The sequence below is a fragment of the Microbacterium sp. Leaf151 genome (assembly GCF_001424225.1).
In the GTDB taxonomy this organism is placed as follows: domain Bacteria; phylum Actinomycetota; class Actinomycetes; order Actinomycetales; family Microbacteriaceae; genus Microbacterium.
Map to the genome: position 1 here is coordinate 367444 of NZ_LMOR01000003.1, position 20075 is coordinate 387518.

17 protein-coding genes and 1 pseudogene are annotated in these 20075 nt (G+C 65.8%); 8 read left to right on the forward strand and 10 right to left on the reverse strand.

The window, feature by feature from the left end; translation table 11 throughout:
- The first annotated feature begins 5 nt into the window (after positions 1-5).
- Positions 6-584, forward strand: coding sequence for an isochorismatase family protein (locus tag ASF76_RS09265; RefSeq protein WP_055956444.1), 579 nt, complete (start codon positions 6-8; stop codon positions 582-584).
- Positions 585-591: 7 nt separating this feature from the next.
- On the opposite strand, the gene ASF76_RS09270 is transcribed toward ASF76_RS09265, so the two are convergent.
- From ASF76_RS09270 to ASF76_RS09280, 3 genes are all read right to left on the reverse strand, one after another.
- Entirely contained in the window at positions 592-1686 is a 1095-nt protein-coding gene (locus ASF76_RS09270) for a PAS domain-containing sensor histidine kinase (RefSeq protein ID WP_235561273.1), read from the reverse strand.
- Between the two features lie 114 nt (positions 1687-1800).
- Positions 1801-3390, reverse strand: coding sequence for a molybdopterin-dependent oxidoreductase (locus ASF76_RS09275; RefSeq protein WP_055956446.1), 1590 nt, complete (start codon positions 3388-3390; stop codon positions 1801-1803).
- Between the two features lie 129 nt (positions 3391-3519).
- Positions 3520-4461, reverse strand: coding sequence for a DMT family transporter (locus tag ASF76_RS09280; RefSeq protein WP_055956449.1), 942 nt, complete (start codon positions 4459-4461; stop codon positions 3520-3522).
- A gap of 80 nt (positions 4462-4541) precedes the next feature.
- Here ASF76_RS09280 and ASF76_RS17460 point away from each other — a divergent pair.
- Both ASF76_RS17460 and ASF76_RS09285 read left to right on the forward strand, forming a co-directional pair.
- Positions 4542-4631 (forward strand): annotated as a pseudogene (locus ASF76_RS17460) (AsnC family transcriptional regulator); the annotation flags it as partial.
- A 54-nt stretch (positions 4632-4685) separates the two neighbouring features.
- A complete protein-coding gene (locus ASF76_RS09285) occupies positions 4686-5030 on the forward strand; it encodes an Lrp/AsnC family transcriptional regulator (RefSeq protein WP_235561290.1) in 345 nt (114 codons plus the stop codon).
- A 93-nt stretch (positions 5031-5123) separates the two neighbouring features.
- On the opposite strand, the gene ASF76_RS09290 is transcribed toward ASF76_RS09285, so the two are convergent.
- The 5 genes from ASF76_RS09290 to ASF76_RS09310 form a co-directional block, all read right to left on the reverse strand.
- Positions 5124-5960 (reverse strand): hypothetical protein, encoded by an 837-nt coding sequence (locus ASF76_RS09290; protein ID WP_055956455.1) that lies wholly within the window; start codon positions 5958-5960, stop codon positions 5124-5126.
- Positions 5961-6032: 72 nt separating this feature from the next.
- Positions 6033-6218 (reverse strand): hypothetical protein, encoded by a 186-nt coding sequence (locus tag ASF76_RS09295; RefSeq protein ID WP_055956458.1) that lies wholly within the window; start codon positions 6216-6218, stop codon positions 6033-6035.
- 99 nt (positions 6219-6317) lie between these two features.
- Complete coding sequence (locus ASF76_RS09300) at positions 6318-7358, reverse strand: aldo/keto reductase (protein WP_055956461.1); 1041 nt, start codon at positions 7356-7358, stop codon at positions 6318-6320.
- Between the two features lie 168 nt (positions 7359-7526).
- On the reverse strand, positions 7527-8564 hold the full coding sequence (locus ASF76_RS09305; RefSeq protein ID WP_055957182.1) for a methionine synthase: 1038 nt from the start codon (positions 8562-8564) through the stop codon (positions 7527-7529).
- Positions 8565-8584: 20 nt separating this feature from the next.
- The gene (locus ASF76_RS09310; RefSeq protein WP_055956464.1) at positions 8585-9574 is read right to left on the reverse strand and encodes a putative oxygenase MesX; all 990 of its coding nucleotides are present in this window, start codon (positions 9572-9574) and stop codon (positions 8585-8587) included.
- A 125-nt stretch (positions 9575-9699) separates the two neighbouring features.
- On the opposite strand from ASF76_RS09310, the gene ASF76_RS09315 reads away from it, so the two are divergent.
- The gene (locus ASF76_RS09315) at positions 9700-10641 is read left to right on the forward strand and encodes a LysR family transcriptional regulator (RefSeq protein WP_055956468.1); all 942 of its coding nucleotides are present in this window, start codon (positions 9700-9702) and stop codon (positions 10639-10641) included.
- Positions 10642-10885: 244 nt separating this feature from the next.
- Here the strand turns inward: ASF76_RS09315 and ASF76_RS09320 are convergent, their stop codons facing one another.
- Complete coding sequence (locus ASF76_RS09320) at positions 10886-12079, reverse strand: low temperature requirement protein A (protein ID WP_055956471.1); 1194 nt, start codon at positions 12077-12079, stop codon at positions 10886-10888.
- A 345-nt stretch (positions 12080-12424) separates the two neighbouring features.
- On the opposite strand from ASF76_RS09320, the gene guaD reads away from it, so the two are divergent.
- From guaD to ASF76_RS09335, 3 genes are all read left to right on the forward strand, one after another.
- Entirely contained in the window at positions 12425-13837 is a 1413-nt protein-coding gene (gene guaD / locus ASF76_RS09325) for a guanine deaminase (protein ID WP_200936102.1), read from the forward strand.
- Between the two features lie 2 nt (positions 13838-13839).
- Entirely contained in the window at positions 13840-14835 is a 996-nt protein-coding gene (locus tag ASF76_RS09330) for an antibiotic biosynthesis monooxygenase (RefSeq protein ID WP_055956473.1), read from the forward strand.
- A 209-nt stretch (positions 14836-15044) separates the two neighbouring features.
- Positions 15045-15473 (forward strand): helix-turn-helix domain-containing protein, encoded by a 429-nt coding sequence (locus tag ASF76_RS09335; RefSeq protein WP_055956477.1) that lies wholly within the window; start codon positions 15045-15047, stop codon positions 15471-15473.
- A gap of 5 nt (positions 15474-15478) precedes the next feature.
- Here ASF76_RS09335 and ASF76_RS09340 read toward each other — a convergent pair whose 3' ends face one another.
- Positions 15479-15904, reverse strand: coding sequence for a hypothetical protein (locus tag ASF76_RS09340; protein ID WP_055956480.1), 426 nt, complete (start codon positions 15902-15904; stop codon positions 15479-15481).
- 232 nt (positions 15905-16136) lie between these two features.
- Between ASF76_RS09340 and ASF76_RS09345 the strand changes: the two genes are divergently transcribed.
- A complete protein-coding gene (locus tag ASF76_RS09345; RefSeq protein WP_156459205.1) occupies positions 16137-19826 on the forward strand; it encodes a YobI family P-loop NTPase in 3690 nt (1229 codons plus the stop codon).
- Positions 19827-20075 lie beyond the last annotated feature (249 nt).

The following is a 20075-nucleotide window of genomic DNA, read 5'->3' on the forward strand; positions in this document are numbered from 1 at the left end:
GACGCATGACCCGTGCCCTGTTCATCGTCGACGTGCAGAACGATTTCACCGAGCGCGGCGCCCTCGGGGTCGAGGGAGGCGACGCGGTGGCCGAGCGCATCTCGCGCTACCTCGACGCCCACGCCGTCGAGTACGCGCTCGTCGTCGCCTCGCGCGACTGGCACAACGGCGACGACGACAACGGCGGGCACTTCTCGGCCGAGCCCGATTTCGTCGACACGTGGCCGGTGCACTGCGTCGGCGGCACGTACGGCGCCGCGTACGACGACGTGTTCGACACCACGCGCGTCACCCACCACCTCAAGAAGGGGCAGGGCAAGCCCGCCTACTCGCTCTTCGAGGGCGTGTCGGACGACGGCGAGACCGCGGCGGAGATCCTCGACGCCCATGGCATCCGTGACATCGACGTCGTCGGTATCGCCACCGATTACTGCGTGCGGGCGTCGGCTCTCGACGCGCTGGCGGCCGGACGCCGCGTGCGCGTGCTCACCGATCTCGTCGCGGGCGTCCATGCCGAATCGAGTGACGCTGCACTGGCCGAGATCGCCGCCGCAGGAGCACAACTGGCCGTGTCCGAGGGCTGAACTCCGGTCAGCACGACAGCGAGTCGTCGGTGCGGGGGATCGTGATCGTCACGGTCGTCCCCTCGCCCGGAACGCTGGTGATGCGCAGGATGCCACCGTGCTCGCCGACGATGCGCTGCGCGTTCGTCAGCCCGCTTCCGTGACCGTCGTCCTCCGCATCGACGGATCGTCCGCGGCGGCTCCCCTGCATGATGGTGACCAGATCGTCGGCGTGGATGCCGCGGCCGCGATCGTGCACGCGCACGGCGGCGCCCTCGTCGGTTTCGTAAGCGTCGACGTCGATGACGTCGTCGGAGTATTTGGCGGCGTTCTCGAGCACGTGCGCGACGGCGTTGCGCAGTCCCCGCACGTCGGCGCAGACGGGTACGGCATCCATCTGTCCGAACACGACGCGGCCGTGGGTGTCACCGGGAAGCACGATCGAGACCGCGTCGCGCGCGACCACGGCGAAGGTCTCGCTCCGCCGGCCCTGCCGTGCGTGGGCGTCGGCGACGCCCCCGAGCGTCTCGGCCACCGCGAGGATGCGATCGGCGGCCTCCGCCGCGAGCCGCAGCACGCGATGGTCGGAACCCAGTTCTTCGCCGAGCAGCGCCAGGTGTTCATGCAGCGCCGTCGCGGGGGAGAGCAGATCATGGGCGACGGCACGCCGGGCGGCGGCGCGGTCGTCGGACGCCCGCTTCTCGCTCGTGAGGTCGCGCACGATCTTCACGAACCCCAGTACCTGGCCCCGGTCGTTGCGGATCGCCGAGATGGTCACACGCGCCCAGAACTCGCTGCCGTCGTTGCGGACACGCCAGCCCGTGTCCTCGACGTGCCCGTCACGCTGAGCGGCGGCGAGCAGCTGGTCGGGCACACCGCGGCGACGGGCGTCCTCGCGGTAGAACTGCGAGAAGTGGCATCCGATGATCTGCTCTTCGGTGTAGCCCTTGATGCGTTCGGCGCCCAGGTTCCATCCGCGCACGAACCCGCCGCTGTCGAGCTTGACGATCGCGAACAGGTCGACTTGCTCGTCCCAATCGCGTGGGATCGATCGACGAATGCTGGTCAGCGCGTGCGGGGCGGGGACGGTTGAACCGGGCTCTCCGCCGGGCACGGCGCTCACGCGGGCACACCGCCGGTCAGGAGAGTGCGTACGGAAGGCATACAGCGATCATGCCCGAGTGCCCGCTTCGTCCGACAGCGATTGACACCGTGACGCCGGTGCCCGTCTGCTCCGTTACGACGAGACGGTGACCAGCGTGCGTTGCCAGCCGCTCGATCCGTCAGGGGCGATCGGGGCCTGGTCCTGGATCTGCAGGTTGCCCTGCTTGTCGGTCGCGCGCACCGCGATGTAGTGCGATCCGGGGTCGGCGTTCCAGTCCAGCTTCCACTGCACCCACGACTGGTCGTTGATGGGGGTGGACAGCTGCGTCTCCTGCCAGTCGCCGTCGTCGATGCTGACCTCGACCTTCGCCACACCCACGGGCTGTGCCCAGGCCATGCCGGCGATGACGATCGCACCGGCGGTGACGGGCGCACCGATCTTGGGGGTGTCCACGCGCGAGGACATCTTGATGGGCGCCTCGGCCGAGTACCCGCGCGGAGTCCAATACGCCTCGTCACGATCGAAGCGCGTCACGGTGAGTCTGGTGACCCACTTCGTCGCCGACACGTACCCGTACAGGCCCGGAACGACCATGCGCACGGGGAAGCCGTGTTCGAACGGCAGCGGGTCGCCGTTCATCGCGACCGCGAAGATGGCGTCCAGGTTGTCGTCGGTCAGTGACGAGAGGGGGGTGGATGCCGTGTACCCGTCCACGCTCTCCGACAGCACCATGTCGGCGTCGGCCTGCACGCCCGCCATGCGCAGGACGTCACGGATGGGCACGCCGGTCCAGATGGCGTTCCCGACGAGACCGCCGCCGACCTCGTTCGAGACGCACGTGAGGGTCACGCCGTACTCGTCGAGGCCCATTCCCACCAGCTGGTCGAAGCTCAGCTCGATCGGGGTGTCGACCATGCCGTCGATCGACAGACTCCACGTGGTGGGGTCGACATTGGGCACGGTCAGCGCGGTGTCGACGCGGTAGAAGTCGTCGTTGGGGGTGATGATCGGCGTGAGGCCGTCGATCTGCCAGCTCGCCCCGTCGGGAACCGCGACGGTGGAGCGAGCCGCGGGGAGCCGTAGCGCATCGCGTGCCGCGGCCACCGACGAGGTGGTGGCGTTGAGGATGCGCGAACCGACGCCGACGATGACGGCGCCGACGGTCGAGATGCCGGTGAAGAGCAGGAACTGGCGGCGGTTCGTGCCGGCGGTCCGCGCGTCGCTCTCGCGGGCCGCCGTGACCCACCGCTTCAGGCGCGTGACGGAGAAGACGAGGACGAAGATCCCGGCGACCGTACCGAGCACCGGGGGCAGCCACGCGAGGGCTCCGGCTCCGGTGCGGGTGATGATGGCGGCGGTGGCGAGCGCTCCGCCGATGCCGATCAGCACCGCGCCGACCGGGCGGAAGCGGTACTGCACGATCCCGGCCACGGCTGCGGCGACGGCCGCACCCACGCCGACGCCCGCGAGGAGGGCGATCTTGTCGGTCTCGCCGAACAGTGTGATCGCGAGCTCTTTCAGTGGGCGCGGCACGATGTCAACGATGAACGAACCGACAGCGAGCACCGGGCTGGCCGAGCGGGCGACGAGGGCGGCGAACAGCTCCGCGACCGCCAGGAGGACGGCGGCGGATGCGATGCCGGCGAGAGCTGCCCAGATCCACGCGTGCGGGCGGCGCACTCTGGTCACGTCGTCGGTGCGAGCCGCGGTGTCGGTGGTCATTTCATCCTCGTTCCCGGGTGCCACGCACGCGCGACCCCGCCTCGTATCTTGTTCGGAGCGGAGGGGTGATCGGATGCCGTGCCCGCGGCCCGCGCTTCGCTCGCTCGCGCTGTCGTCGGCGTGGCGGGGTCAGCGCCGGCGGTCGGCGGCCGGGGGCCGCGCCGCGCCGGCCGGGGTCAGCGCGAACGCCACGACCCCCGACACGATCAGCACGAGCGCGACGGCGAGTCCGACCGTGAGCGGCTCGTCGAGGAGGGGGACGGCGACCACCGCGGTGAGGACGGGACTGAGGGCGCCGGCTGCGGCGGTGATGCTGCTTCCGAGGTTCTTCACCGCCACGACGTAGCACGCGGTCGACAGCATCCCGGTGCCCACGCCCTGCACGAGGGCGTACGCCCCCCACGCGGGCACGTCGACGGTGCCGCTGAACAGCTGAGACGGCAGTGCTCCCGCCGCGGCGAGCACGAGTGCCGCGATGAGAGAGGTGAGGGAGACGAGGGCGATGACCCCGAGCGGATCGAGTCGCGTGCGCGACAGCCCGATCGTGTACGCCGCCCAGACCAATCCCGCCGCCATCAGCACGGCGATCCCACCCTCACCGGCGGGGCCGCCGGTGAGGGTGGCGCTCACGGCGACGCCGGCGACGATGGCTCCGAGGGCGATAAGACGGCGGCGGGGGATCGGTGAACGGAACGCGAGGAAGAGCAGCACCGTGACGAACAGGGGCACGGTGCCGGGCACGAGCAGGCCGGTCAGCGCCGCGGAGGTCAGGTGCGCCCCCCACGCGAAGAGCAGGAAATGGGGAAGTCCCGCGAGCAGCACCAGTGCGATGACGCTCGCGTGCTCGCCGCGCAGGTGCCGCAACGTCCGGGGGATCCAGGGCGCGAGGGCGATCGCGGGCACCCCGAAGCGCATGATCGCGGCATCCCCCATGCTCATCCCGGTCGTCTCGAGCGCGCGGGTCGACAACGCGAACGACGACCACAGGCAGACGACGGCGGCGAGGGCGGCGACACCGACCATCGTCCGCCGCGACAACGCGGAGGGGCTCGGGAAGGCGAACGTCGTCACCCTGTGAGCGTAGGAAAAGCGGGGCGGCACACGATTGCGGATATTGCTTCTAAGCCGCTCAGATTGGCAGAATCTGCTTTATGGGCGGCCTAGACGCGATCGATCTACTCATCCTCACCGAGTTGCAACGCGACGGCCGTCTGACCAATCAGGAGCTCGCCGATCGCGTCGGGCTTTCGCCATCGCCATGCCTGCGCCGCGTTCGGCGTCTCGAAGATACGGGCGTGATCTCCGGGTACCGCGCGGTGGTCTCGCCGAAGGCCGTCGACCTCGAGATCACGGCCTTCGTGCGGCTGCGTCTGGCCTCGCACGAGGGCTCGACCGTCGACGCGGTGGAGGAGCGGTTGCGCGCCATCCCGTGGATCGTCGAAGCGCATCTGCTCGCCGGCGACTGGGACTACCTCGTGCGCGTGGTGACCCCCAGTTTCGAGGAGTACGAGCGTCTCCTACGCGAGCACCTCCGGGCTATCCCCGCACTGTCGTCGATCGACACGACCTTCGCCTTCGGGGTGACCAAACCCCTGACGCCACTGCCCGTCCACCGCGACGGCGCGAATCGCGTGCCCTGACGCCTCATCGCGACGCGGTCGACTGAAGCGACCGGCATGCTCCTCCTCATCGGGCGGGATGGCCACGACGATCCCGGCCATCGCGGCCCGCCCTCATTGGGGAAGGAACGTGACCGGCAGTCCGGCGATGGGCAGAGTCGAGCGGGCGATCGCGGCCTCGACGGCCGCGTGATGCCGTTCGGGCGCGGTGACCTGCACCTTCTCGACGCCGTCGATGGGCGTTCCGCCCGCGGGGGAGAAGAAGGACGTGACGTCGTGGTCGTCGATGAGACGGGTCAGCAGCTGCTCGAAAGCCGGCCCTTCTCCGGGCCCGACCGCGACGCTCAGACGCGACCCCGCCACCTCGATGGCCCCGGCGGGGGGCAGACCGGCCGCGTCGCGCACTGTTTCCGCGCGCGATACCAGCGGGATCAGGTCTTCGAAGGCGTCGTCGAGCGAGTACAGCGTGAACATCCCGTTCTCCATCACGGCCGCCTGCACCTGCGCCCCCGGAGCTGAGCGGTCGATCTCCGCGACCGCGGAAAGGGGGTCGAAGCCGACATCGAGGCAGCCGCGCCCCGCGTCGGAGAAGAGTGATATGCGCGTCCAAGCCACCGTGTCCACTTCGACGGCCCACGACACGGGGTCGGGGTAGGTGCTGGCACAGGCGAGGGCGAGCAGGTCGGGCAGTGCATCGGCGCGAACCTTCAGCAAGACCGCCGACGACGGATCCGAAAAGGTGGGCGCCTCCACCCATCGTTCGCTGTGAGCGACATCGACGCCCTCGACCGCCGCGATCTCCGTGCGAAGGGCGTCGAACTCCGCGCTCGGTCGATCGAAATGGGTCTCATCGACCGCCCAGCCGATGAGGACCACCCCCGCCCCTCCCAGGGTGATGACACCGGCCACCACCGCGCCGATGCCGATCCGTGCCCCCAGCGACCTCGGCATCCGTGGCTCCCCTCGCGTTCCGGTGGCCTCAGGTTACGAGACCGTGGTGAACGCGAGGGGAACACCGCCCGGTCAGCGCGCGCGACGCTGCTTGGCGAGCTTGGTCACCACCCGGCGCCGCACCTTCTGCACCTTCGGGTCGTTCCACACCCGATACGCGACGGTGCCCGCGGCGACCGCACGCCCGATCGCCGTGCGTGCCAGCACCGCCCCGGCCAGTCCTACCGCTCCGGTTCCGATCCATCGTCCGACACCCATGGCGCCTCCTTCTGTCGCGTCTGGAGACTCCAGCAGACAGGATCGGACGACGGACGCCGCCACGCTTGCGCCTGGCGTTCGCGTGTGCTGTGCCGGGACTCAGGCGATGCGCTCACCCACTCCGGCGGCGAACGGCTCGAGGGCTGCGACCACGTCGTCGGGCAGGGGCGTCGAGCTGGCGGCGACCGCGTCGTCGATCTGGCTCGTGCGCGAGGCTCCGATGATCGCTGTGGTCACGACCGGGTCGCGCAGCACCCAGGCGACCGCGAGCTGGGGGATCGAGAGCCCCGCCTCGCGGGCGACGCCGTCGATGCCGCGGATGCGTTCGAGGTAGTCATCGGTGAGCGCCGAGGCATCGAGGAAGCGGCTGTCGGCGGCGCGCGAGTCGGCGGGCACGGTCCCGTCGAGGTACTTCGCGGTGAGGAGTCCCTGTGCGAGCGGGGAGAACACGGCGCTGCCGACGGCGAGTTCGCGCAGTGTCGGGAACAGCTCGACTTCGGGCGTGCGGTCGAACAGCGAGTACCGCGGCTGGTGGATGAACAGGCGCACGCCCTCGGCGGCCAGCAACTCGTGCGCGCGGCGGGTGAGGTCGGCGGGGTAGTTGGAGATGCCGGCGTAGAGGGCCTTGCCGCTGCGCACGATGTCGGCGAGCGCGTGCACGGTCTCTTCGATCGGCGTGTCGGGGTCGACGCGGTGCGAGTAGAACACGTCGACATGGTCTGTGCGCATGCGCATCAGGCTCTGTTCGAGCGAGCGCACGAGGTACTTGCGCGACCCGCCGTCGCCGTAGGGACCGGGCCACATGTCGTATCCGGCCTTGGTCGAGACGAACAGCTCGTCACGGTACCGGCGCAGGTCGCTGTCGAGCACGGTTCCGAAGGTCGACTCCGCCGCCCCGTACGGCGGACCGTAGTTGTTGGCGAGGTCGATGTGCACGACGCCCCGCTCGAACGCGTGCCGCAGGATCTCGCGTTGCGTGTCGAGCGGACGCGCGCTGCCGAAGTTCTGCCACAGCCCGAGCGAGATGCGGGGGAGCGGGATGCCGCTGGAGCCTGCGCGCAGGAAAGGCACGTCGTCGTAGCGGGTGGTGGCGGCCTCGAACGGAGAGGTCAGGCGGGGGTCATCGGCGTCGATGGGCATGGTGCTCCTCGAATGGCGTAAGCGGGATGCCTCGACTCTGCCATGCCGGTCCCGGTCCGCGCTCTCCGGCGGCCCAGGGCGCCACGGCATCCTGTCGACCCCGAACGCGGAGCCCGCCCCCGGCGCGGATACCGCGGCATCCCTCTCTTTCTTCGATCGAGGCGTCGGTCAGGATGCAGCGCCGCTGACCTCGTCGCGCAGCAGCTGCGCGCCCGCGGAGAGGGCGCTGATCTTGTCGAACGCGACCTGGCGCGGCAACGGCGCCATACCGCAGTTGGAGCTGGGGATGAGCTTGTCGGCGTCGACGAACCGCAACGCGCGGCGCAGGGTCTCGGCGACTTCCTCGGGCGTCTCGATGCGCTCGCTGGCGACATCGAGGGCGCCGAGCATGATCTTCTTGCCGCGGATGAGCTCGATCAGGTCGATCGGCACGTTCGAGCGGTGGCTCTCGAGCGAGACGATGTCGAGGGTGGACTGCTGCAGCAGCGGGAACGACTCCTCGTACTGTCGCCACTCCGACCCGAGCGTGGCCTTCCAGTCCGTGTTCGCCTTGATGCCGTAGCCGTAGCAGATGTGCACGGCCGTCTGGGCGTTCAGGCCCTCGGCCGCACGCTCGAGGGCGGCGACGCCCCAGTCCTTCATCTCGTCGAAGAAGACGTTGAAGGCGGGCTCGTCGAACTGGATGATGTCGACCCCGGCGGCCTCGAGCTCGCGCGCCTCCTGGTTGAGGATGGTGGCGAATTCCCACGCCAGCTTCTCGCGGCTGCGGTAATGGCGGTCCGCGAGCGTGTCGATCATCGTCATGGGGCCGGGGAGCGCCCATTTGATGGGCCGATCGGTCTGCGCGCGAAGGAAAGCGGCATCGTCGACGAAGACGGGACCACGACGACTGACGGCTCCGACGACGGTCGGCACGCTCGCGTCGTAACGGTCACGGATGCGAACCGTCTCGCGGTGTTCGAAGTCGACGCCCTCGAGGTGCTCGATGAAGGTCGTGACGAAGTGCTGACGGGTCTGCTCGCCGTCGCTGATGATGTCGAGGCCACGGCGCTCCTGTTCCTGCACCGCGGAACGGAGGGCGTCGTGCTTCCCCTCGACGAGCACATCGCCCTCGAGCTCCCAGGGCGACCACAGCACCTCGGGCTTGGCGAGCCACGCGGGCTTGGGGAGGCTTCCGACGGTCGAGGTGGGCAGGAGCGTCGACACGTCGGTGGATCCTTCGCGGGTCATCGGGCGGCCAGCGCGTAGTCGGCGGCCCACTGGTCGAGGATCGCGCGGTGCGGCTTCACGAAATGCTCCTCGGCGTAGCGTCCCTGGACGACGGCGAGCTGACTGCGCTCTTCCCGGTCGTAGGTCACCTCGGTCGGCTCGAAGTCCGGTGCCTCGAGGCTGGGACGGTAGACGTCGCCGGCGGGGGTGCGGGCGTTGTAGATCTCGGGGCGGTAGATCTTCTGGAAGGTCTCCATCGTGCTGATCGTTCCGATCAGCTGCAGGTCGGTGTAGTCGGCGAGCAGATCGCCCCGGAAATAGAACGCCAGGGGCGCGACGCTGCCGCGCGGCATGAAGTACCGCACCTGAAGCCCCATTTTGCCGAAGTACTCGTCGGTCAGCGACGAGGTGGCATCCTGCGCGTACTCGATCCCCAGCACGGGGTGCACGACGCCGGTGCGGTGGTAGGTGCGGCTCGTCGAGACGCTGATGCAGATGACGGGCGCGAGCGGGAAGCGCTCGCGATAGGCCGCGGAGTCGAGGAAGTGCGAGAACAGCTTGCCGTGGAGGTCGCCGAAGTCACCGGGCACCGAGAATCCGCCCGCGGCGGCCTGCGCTGCAGGCAGCACGATGCTGAAGTCGTAGTCGCGCAGGTAGGACGAGAAGTTGTTGCCGACGATGCCCTGGTGGCGCTCGCCCGTGTGCGTATCGAGGATGTGCACGTCGAGCACCTCGATGACCGGGAACTCCTCGTCGGCGCCGTCGGCGAACTGCAGCTGCACCGACACGATGTCGAGCTCGACGCGATACCGCTCGCCGTCCGGGTCGTCGGACGCGAGGTCGTTGAGGCGACGGTCGATCATCGACAGGGCGGTGCGCAGGTTCTGCTGACGACCCTCCCCGCGGGCGAGGTTGGCGAAGTTCGTCGTGACACGCGACCCCTCGGCGGGTGCGTAGTCCTCGTCGAAACGGGTGGTGGTGATGCGGAACGTGATGTCGTTCGACATGGGGATGCCAATCCGGGGAATGGGGAGACCGGCCAGGTCTCGAAGAAGTCGGTCCCCACATCGTGCAGCGTGGGAGGGGGCATCGGGTAATTCCGTGACGCTATGCCCTGCTATAGCCTCAACCTATGGCCAAGCGGATGAGCGGCATCACGCTGCAGCAGCTCCAGTACTTCATCGAGGTGGCCGCCGAGGGATCGATCAGCGCCGCAGCCGACCTGCTGTTCGTCGCCCAGCCGACGATGTCGGCGGCGATGCGCGACCTCGAGACGCGGGTGGGGCGCGATCTGCTCACCCGATCCGCCCGCGGGGTGACGCTCACCGTCGACGGCGTGGAGTTCCTCGGGTACGCCCGTCAAGTGGTGGAGCAGGCGGAGCTGCTCGAGCAGCGGTATCTCGGCCGCCCGCCGTCGCGGCGACTCCTCGGCGTCTCGGCGCAGCACTACTCCTTCGTCGTCGACGCGTTCGTCCGCATGGTGAAGGCGACGGATGCCGCGGAGTACGAGTTCTCACTCCGCGAGACCCGGACGTTCGACATCATCGAAGACGTCCGGACGCTGCGCAGCGAGCTCGGCATCCTGTTCCGCAACGACTTCAACCGCAACGTGCTCGACAAGCTGCTGCGCGATTCGGGGCTGCTCTTCCACCCGCTCTTCGTCGCTGCGCCGCACATCTTCGTCTCGCGGCGGAACCCCCTGGCATCCCGTTCGCGCGCGACCCTCGCCGACCTCGTCGGCTTACCGCGACTCACGTTCGACCAGGGGGCGAACAACTCGTTCTACTTCGCCGAGGAGATCCTCTCGACCCTGTCGAGCCCTCAAGAGATCCGAGTGTCCGACCGCGCGACGATCTTCAACCTCATGATCGGCCTCGACGGCTACACCATCTCGACGGGCATCATCAGCGACGACCTCGATCCAGAGATCGTGGCGGTGCCGCTGGAGGTCGACGAGCGTATCGAGATCGGCTGGATCGGACGCAGCGCCATCCCGCTGACCGACCAGGCTCAGCGCTACCTGGGGGAGGTGCGCGAGGTGGTCGCCGGGTTCGGGGTGGCGCTGCTCGGCTGAGGAGCGGCATGAGTCGTCCGGTCGGTCTCCGCGAGCGGGTGATGACTCAACCTCGTCGCCGCCGAGGACGGCGCCCGTCCCGCGCCACGACGTACAGTGCGACGAACCACGGCGAGGTCGTCGGGGTCGAACGCCCTCCTGCATCGCGGTCGGAATTCGCAACGAGACGGCTCGACAGAGAGCCAGGCGTGCACAACCGAGACCCGACGGCGTTCAGGTCGAGATCGATCATCAGCGTGACCGGTCATCCGCCGGCGCGACGGCCGCGACGGACGCGCTCGACGGTCTCGCCCGCAGCGACACCCACCAGGAGCATCGCGGTCACGATCGACAGCCTGAGCGCATCGAAGACCGGGACGACGGATGCCACACCTGCGAGCACGGCGAGAGCGAGGAGACCGAGGAGCTGAGGTCGCGACCAGCGGCCCTCGAGGACGCGACGGAACGCCACGGTGCCGGAGAGGAAGAGCACGGGCGCGCCCACGATCACGACCGTGGTCGCGAGACCGCGCTGGTCGGGGAGCGTGAGCATCTGTTTGTCGCCCACGCTCATCAGCACGATGCCCGCGATGATCAGAAGATGCACCCAGGTGTAGGCGGTGCGGGCGAGCCGGCCCGGCTCATCGGACGCCTCGATGGCTTCGGCGCCGACGCGCTCGCCGTGGTCGAAGTAGATCCACCAGGTGGCCGCTGCGGCGATGAACGCCGTCACCATCGAGGCGATCGATGACGTGGACGACTCCTTCTCGACGAAAGCGAAGCCCGTGACGAGCAACCCCTCGCCCAGGGCGATGAGGACGAACAGCGCTGTGCGCTCGGCGATGTGGGGGCCGGACAGATCCCAGGACTGCAGCATCACTCTGCCTCGGCCCGGGACAGGAAACCCCAGAACCGTACCGGCCAGTTCGACAGCGAGTGCCGCGGCCCAGAACGGCAACTGCCAGGTGAGGGGCAGCAGCGCGCCGACGATCCACAGGGCGCTACTGGCGACCGTCCAGCCGAGCACGAGAGCGAAGTCGCGGGCGACCGCGCGGTCGTGGCGGATCGTCGCCCAGACGATGAACCCTGTGCGCCCCACCTGGAGGATGACGTAAGCGATTGCGAATGCCCACGCGCGGTCGCCGAAGGCCTCGGCGATCGAGACGCTCACCACGAGGGCGACGAAGGCCAGCACGATCACGGCCCCGCGGACGGGCAGCTTCATGGGGTCGAGCCAATTCGTCACCCAGGTGGTCGACACCCATGCCCACCACAGGGCGCACACCATGACGGCGCCCTCCAAGGCCCCCAGCAGCGTCTGATTCTCGAAGAGGTAGGCGGACAGCTGAGTCAACGCGAGGACGAAGACCAGGTCGAAGAACAGCTCGACGTACGTCACGCGATCCGCGCGTGCGGAGTCCGCGGGGCGCAGCACGTTCCGGGCCATCCCGAATGCCATGCCCACATCCTCGCACCGCCGCCCGAGTGACCCGTATTCGAGGAGTCCTCTCCGATCCGGCGCCGCAGGCCTACCTGCAGCCCGGCGGCGGTCCCGGTGACCACGAGGCACTCCGTCACCGGGGAGCAAGACCGGCTTCACGTCGGCGCAGCGCACGTCGGCGCCGACGGCGGTCGTCGTCCGTTGAGGTCGCGCCGCGGCCGGCATCATCGGCGCGACCCGTCGCGCATTGTTCGCACGAATTTCTTCCCGGGCGTGAACGGTTTTATGCCACTATGACGCTAGGTGCCCGATTGGCCTGCCGAACGTCATGGCGCATCCGGCACGGACATTCATTAGCCCTCTGTGAAAGGCGCCATCATCGTCACCTCTGGAATTCGCGGCACGTTTTTCGATTTCGTCGACGACCCGTGGAAGCACGTCGGCAGAGAAGAGGAATCGGCTCGATTCCTCCGTGATGGTCTCCTCGTGATCGAGGACGGTCTGATCGTCGCATTCGGCCCGTTCGACGAAGTGTCCCCCCTGCATCCCGACCTCGACATCACGGAGATCCGCGGGCGCATCATCACTCCCGGCTTCATCGACGGCCACGTGCACGTTCCGCAGACGCGGGCCCTGGGTGCTTTCGGGCAGCAGCTCCTGCCGTGGCTCATCGACACCGTGTTCCCCGAGGAGGCCCGCTACAGCGACCGTGAATACGCGCGCGCCGGGTCGGAGCGGTTCCTCGAGAACATGCTCGCTGGCGGAACCACGACCGTGCAAGCGTTCACGACGACCTCCACCGTTGCCGTCGAGGAGTTCTTCGAGGCCGCCGCGCGGCGCGACATGCTGGTGATCAGCGGGGTGACCGGCATCGATCAGTTCGCGCCGGAAGGCTCGACGAGCACGCCCGAACAGTTCTATGACGACAGCAAGGCGATGATCGCGAAATATCACGGCGTGGGTCGCAGCCGTTATGCGATCACCCCGCGATTCGCCCTCGGTGCAAGCAAAGAGCTGCTGAAGGCCTGCCAACGGCTGAAGCAGGAGCATCCCGATCTCTGGGTGAACACGCACATCTCGGAGAATCCGTTGGAGATCTCCAACCTCCTCCTGGCGCACCCGGACTGCACGGACTATCTCGGCGTGTACGAGAAATATGATCTCGTCGGCCCGAAATTCTCCGGCGGACACGCGGTCTGGCTTTCCGACAATGAATTCGGACGCCTTTCCGACAGCGGCGGCGCGGTGGTGTTCTGCCCGTGCTCGAACCTCTTCCTGGGCAGCGGGATCTTCCGGCTGGGGAAGGCGACCGACCCCGACCGGCGCGTCAAGATGTCGTTCGGTACCGATATGGGCGGCGGCAACCGGTTCAGCATGATCCACGTCCTCGACGAGGCCTACAAGGTCGGGATGCTGGGCAACACCCTGCTCGACGGCACGACCAACCGCGTCACGCAAGACCTCGCCGCGTCCGAGCGCAGCAAGCTCTCGCCCTACCGGGCGTTCTGGTCGGTCACCCTAGGTGGCGCGGAGGGCCTGTACATCGACGACCAGGTCGGAAACTTCGAGGTCGGGAAGTCCGCGGACTTCGTGGCACTCGACTGGAACGCGGGTCCTTCGGCGATGCCGTGGCACCAGTCCCTCTTCTTCGACGAAGCGGGGCCGACCACGATGGCGGAGGCCGCGCACGCGCTGTTCGCGGTGATGATGGTCGGCGACGACCGCAACGTCGACGAGACCTGGGTGTCCGGCGTACGTCTCTATAAGAAGGGCTGACGGTGCAACGCCTCGCCGTCGCGGACGAACGGCCCACGTCGGGGGAGGTGTCGGGCGCCGACGACACGGCGGTCACCCTCGTCACCCACCGAAAGGTCGCCGCCCGCGACGTCGAGGCGTTCGAGGGGTGGCTGGAGCGATCGGGCCGAGCCCTCACCGGTACGCCGGGGTATCTCGGCAGCACCGTCATCTCCCCGAGCGAGTCGAGGGACGACTGGACACTCGTCCAGCGCTTCACCGACGCCGCTGCCGCACGAGCGTGGCTCGACAGCTCCGCCCGGCGGGAACTCTACGAGCAGATCTCCGACGTCGAGGTCATCGACGAAGAGGTGACGCTGTTCCGTGAGAACCCGTCATCCGGCGATGACGTCTCGGTGCTCATCTCGTCCACGGTTCCCCCGGCTCTCGAGGCGGACTACCTGGCGTGGCAGAAGCGCATCTCCGACGTCGAGGCGCAATTCCGCGGCTTCCGGGGCCACCGGATCCAGCGTCCCGTTCCCGGTGTGCAAGACGCGTGGGTCGTCATCCTCACGTTCGACACGGCGGAGAACCTCGCGACCTGGATCGACTCGCCGGAGCGCAAGCGTCTCCTCGAGGAGGGGGAGCGGTTCAACGCCGACCTGTCGGTCGCCGCGTCGAGCTTCGGCTTCGACTTCTGGACGCCGGCGGGTGAGACCGCTCGCGAATCGGTGATGAAGAACAACCTGCTCGTGCTGGCGGCGCTGTATCCGATCGTGTTCGGGTGGGGCTACTTCGTCAGCACGCCGTTGTTCGACGGTCCGCACGCCATCCCGTTCTGGCTGTCGCTGTTCGTCGGCAACTTCGTCAGCACCCAGCTGCTCGGGTGGTTCGTGATGCCGCGCGTGTTCAAGATGTTCGCGTGGTGGCTGAAGCCGAAGCCGGGCTGGCGCGCGCAGGCTCTGGGTTTCGGCATCCTGATCGCCGTCTACGGGGCCTCGATGGGCCTCTACGCGTGGCTTCTGTCTCTAGCTGCGTAGCGGCTGGTCTCGCGCCGATCCCGAGAACTCGTGTTCGAGTGGGGGAAGTGGTGGGGCTTGTTCAGAGGTACTCGAATAATTCAACCGGGGTGGGGAAGTTCCGCCAACTGGCCACTCTTCAACCCAGACGGCGTAGTCCGGCCTCGAGGCGGCGACTTCCGCGGCGAGCTAGGCGGCTGACGGACGCGGAGAAGGCAGCGTTCGTTGAGGTGTACGAGCAAGGCGAGCAGATCGCAGTCTCCGCCCAGCGGTTTGGCGTGCACCGTACGACGCTCGACACGCTCATTACTCGTCTGCGCTTGAGTCGCACCGATCCGAACGAGGTTCCGGTGGCCGTCCGATCTTCGGTGGTCGACAGCTATCGTGCCGGTCAGTCTCTGGCGGCGATTGGGGAGCGGTTCGGCTTCAGCGCGAACAAGGTGCAGCGCCTCTTGGTTGCGACGGGCGAGCCGATCCGTTCGCGGGGCCCAGCGAAGCCTGTTGTGACAGGCGCGCAAGTGAAAGAGATGGTCGCGCAGTACGAGCGGGGTGAGACGATCGCAGCAATAGCCGAGGCAGCAAGGGTGAGCTATGCCCAGGCGCGAGGGTGTCTGATCGACGCCGGCGTGAAGATGCGGCCGCGCGGGGGAGCGAAGTGAGCGAACTAGGCGGCGTTCTTCTTGTCCGCTTGATCGCGAGCAACTGCGAGCAGGACGCGTGAGAGCTTGTCGAAGTCGATGTCCGACCGTACGAGTGCTTCGGTGCGTATGACGTAGGGCGTCCGTGAGTGCTTTCGTTTCAACGGTGTCATCGGTCGAGGTGGCGGCGAGGCTTCCAGCTGCACGATGACCTTAGTGAACTCGACGTACGCCTTGCCTGCACGCTGCGGGAGGCTCGGCCACTTCGCTGTGACCGCCTCGCGATACGCGATGGCCTGATCATCGGTGAGGTCCATGCTGGGTTCGTAGTACTCATGCAGCGCGCACTGGTCTTCGAAGCTGAGTTTGGACCAGCCGCGCTCTTTGCGACGCCAATACTTACCGAGGGAGCTTCGATTGTTCAGGTAGGTGGTGTTCGCGAGGCGGGGCATATGTATGGGTGACTATGCGCCTGGTTGGAGATGAGGTCAAGCATGAGCTTCGGTAGTGTGAGGTGGGGCAGCAGGGGATGAATGCGTCAGACATAGCGGCCCGTGAGAGCTCTTGCGGATGAACTGACGGTCTCAATCAGCGCCTTCCATTGTGTATACGCTTGACGACCCGGCATCCTAAACTCATAATGAGCGTCAATTATTAGCATCTAACCTACGGAGAACTGCACACGTGGAGCCGAACCAGCCCTCAGAACAAGACGAGGCGACTGTCCTCCATCCGTTGACTCCCAAATATCAGCCCGAAAAACACGCGGTGTATTTTCGCGCTATTAAAAGAGCTTTGGCGTGGACCGGTGACGACACCGTGCGCAATATTGCGCTGACGGGAAGTTACGGTGTCGGCAAGAGCAGTATTCTTCGTCAGGTCGCCACCGACCGGGATCTCAAAGTCATCCAGGTTTCGCTATCGACGCTCGGCTTCGGTTCCGAGTCTCCCGCCAAACCGAGCGTGCCCGAGTTTCCTGGCGGTGATGCGACCCAAGCGGCAAACCCGCTCCGCGAGACAACAACGAATCAGATTCAGAAGGAAATCGTCAAACAGCTGCTCTACACGCAGATGCCTGAGAGGATGCCAGGATCGCGCTACCGCCGCACGTCGGCCTTCCGTCCGAAGCGCGAGACGCTGTTCGCCCTCGCGGCAGGCGTTCCCATAGCCCTCGCCTTCTTCCTCCTTGGCTGGACCGCCCAGTTGGCAAGTCTTCTCACCGTCCCGATTGATTGGGCTATAGCTTCGAACGCGGGGCTTGTCGTGATTGCAGCGCTCTTTGTCTATGGCGTGCGCTTCGTGACCCACAACAAAATTAGGATCGACAGCGTGTCAACTGGCGCGGCGACGATCAAGCTGTCGGCGGCTTCCGACACATATTTTGACGAGTACCTAGACGAGATCGTCTATTTCTTCGAAGTAGTGAACGCTGACATTGTCATCTTCGAGGACATTGACCGTTTCGAAGACGCGCACATTTTTGAAACGCTGCGCGAGCTGAACACCATTCTGAACGGGGCGAAGCAGCTTGACGGCCGCGTCATCCGATTCCTCTATGCGATCAAAGACAGCATCTTCGAGGAACTCGGCACGCGGGCAGCACGGGAAGCCGCCGCCGGGCCTGATGCTCCTGTGGGACCAAATGGCGATGCGGCGATGCTCGAGGTCGCTAGGGCGAACCGTACGAAATTCTTTGACCTCGTAATACCCGTCGTGCCGTTCGTGACTCACCAGAGCGCACGCGAACTGATGGCAAGCGAGCTCGCGAGCGTGTTGGAGCACAGCGTATCCGAGGACCTGATCGACCTCGTAGCGCAGCACGTTCCCGACATGCGACTCATCAAAAATATTCGCAACGAGTTCGTCATCTTTCGTGAGCATGTCATCAAGGGGTCTGCTCTCAGTCTCACGGATGATGCGCTTTTTGCAATGGTGCTATATAAGAGCACCCACCTTTCCGATTTTGAGCAGATCAAGCTTGGCAAGAGTGCCCTCGACTCCTTGTATCGCGACGGTCGAGCGATCGTCACCCAGCAGACCGCCCGACTCAATCGAGAGATTCAGAACGTTCGCACTCTACAACGAGCGGGTTCGGCTATGAAATCTACGAGTACTCGAATGGGAGAGGCGCTTGATAATTACATAAATCGAATGCTCGGACACTTTCAGGGTCGTCGCGTAGCCCTGCAGCTTGGGCAGGAAGCCCTCAACTCCGACGCGCTCCGTGGAAGCAAATTCTGGTCAGAATACGCCGCCGCTCCGAGGAGCTTGACACTGACCTACAGGGAGCGAAGGGGGTACAACGAGGTCGTCGAAATTTTGCCAGAGGAGGTTGAGGTTGCGATCGGTGAACCAGTCGACCCCGCAAAATGGCGTTCAATTGCCGAGACAGATGCTACAAGAAGATTAGAGGCGGCTAGAGCTGATATCCAGTTTCTTCGGCGTGCAGACATGAGCGATCTAATGGATCGCTCCGATATGGTGCTGAATCGGCCAGACGGCGCATCCCTGCGGTCACGCGCTGAACAGCTGCTTGGCTCACCGTTAGCAATTGCGCTGGTCGAGCAAGGATATATAGACCGCTATTTCACTCTATACACCTCAACGTTCGTCGGCGAGCGGGTCAGCGCAAACGCGATGAACTTCATCCTGAAAAACGTGGACACCGGCACCATGGACATCTATGCGCCCCTCACGTCCGATGAGGTCAAGGCCGTGCTGCGCGAACGGCCACGCTTGTCTCTACGCGAGAAGTCTGCATACAACCTGGACTTCCTTGATTGTCTTCTCGAAGACAACCAGGAACTTGCCAAAGTGGTCTTGGGGAACCTACAGAAACTCGGCGACGACGAGAAGCAGTTCCTGCAGGCGTACCTTGCGAGCGAGCGCGACCTTACCCGGTTCCTTCGGACCCTCGCGGCATCGTGGCCGCAAGTGCTGGCGTACCTAATAGATGAGGCGGAAGTCGAAGACGAGCGACGACTGCAGGCAGTTGATGCTGCGCTGAGCGCGCTGTCGGAAGACGTCGAGTACGTCGTAACTGAAGGCGTTGGCAGTTATCTGGTTGGCCACCACGAAGCGCTGTCGACCTTCACCGATCCGCAACACGCCGCCAAGGCGAGCGAAGTTGCCGCCCTCATTGACGCCGCGGAGCTTTCGATGCCGAAGCTGGCCATTCTGAGTGACGCCGTCCGTACAGCCATCATCACCGTCGAGAGGTTCGATGTCACTCGCGACAACCTGCTAACGGCCATCGCTCCTTCAACGGAGCTAGCACTTGACGCATTGCAGCAATCTTCCGACCATGTCTTCAACCGAGTCCTCTCCGACCTCGGCGGCTATCTCGCAGTGCTGGAGGATGACGAACGCACCATCTCTGACCCGGACGCGCTGATCCAGATCGTCGAAAGCGTTGCCGAAGCCGACGAGGGTTTGGTTGACCAAATCGTGGGGCGCTCGCCCTCGTCGTACGTGGTTGAAAACCTTGAGGATGCAGACAACGCCACTTGGCCGGCGCTTGCGGCGAACAAGCGTTTCGCTCCGAGGTTCACCGACGTCACCGCCTACATCGCGCAATATGGACTCGACGCGAACGTCGCCGTCGTACTGGCGGACGGTGCGATTGAGGTGCCGGACGGCACGGGGGACGAGGCCAAACGAGACATGGCCCAGCAGATTCTCTCCAGCGCCGCTGTGATGTCTTCTCCGGAGCTTCGGACAAATCTTCTCAGGAGCCTGGACCTCGCAGAACAGATTTCGCCCGACGTAGTTCCTGTGGAGGCCGGCGAATGGATTGGCCGTCTCATAGAGCGGAGCGTCATTGCGGATGACGAAGACAGTTTCGCCCTCCTTCAACAGGGTGACTGGGTCGGACTTGAGTACGCAATCCGCGTATCTGGTGCAATTGCAGAATTTGTTTCGCCGGCGATCCTCCCTTCGAATATGGTCATCAGGTTCCTTGACAGCACGCGGATCGACGACGCGCTGAAGATTACCGTCGTCCGACGGTTTGAAGAGTTCGCAGAGGGTGGCGGTCGTGACGTCGTTCTTCGTATGGCCACCTACGCCCTCGACAACGCCATTCTCGTCGAGTGGGGCGCGGTTAAGCTCGCGGCGAATCAACACGTCGGATCATCGGTTGTACTGCGTCTGTTGCAGCGTTTCACCGAGGGGGTCACACTGACACACCTCCGTCCCGTCCTGACGGCTCTTGGCGGCGACTATCCGTTGCTGTTGGAAGCGAACGGTCGCCACCCAAGGTTTGCCGACACTCCCGAAGTGCGGGAGCTGCTCGAGCGCCTCCAGCAACTCGGTACCGTAAACACGATTGTCTCGACGGGAACAGGTCTGAAGGCGAACATGAAGCGCCGCTAACGGCCGGACGCATCACTTGTGTTGACAGTCAAACAACACCGTCGGTACATCGAACAGGGGTCAAACGACGTTGATCGGACGTCCCGACGACACTCGTCGTGGCTCACTCGAAAAATCAAAACAGAGGTCAGCTGTAACTTCACGTCTAAGCGACCGGACGGGCGACTGGACGCTTGAAACGTAAAAATAACCCCGGTAAGGGGGTTATTTGTGTTCATGTTCGGTAGTTTGGTGGGGCTTGTTGAGAGG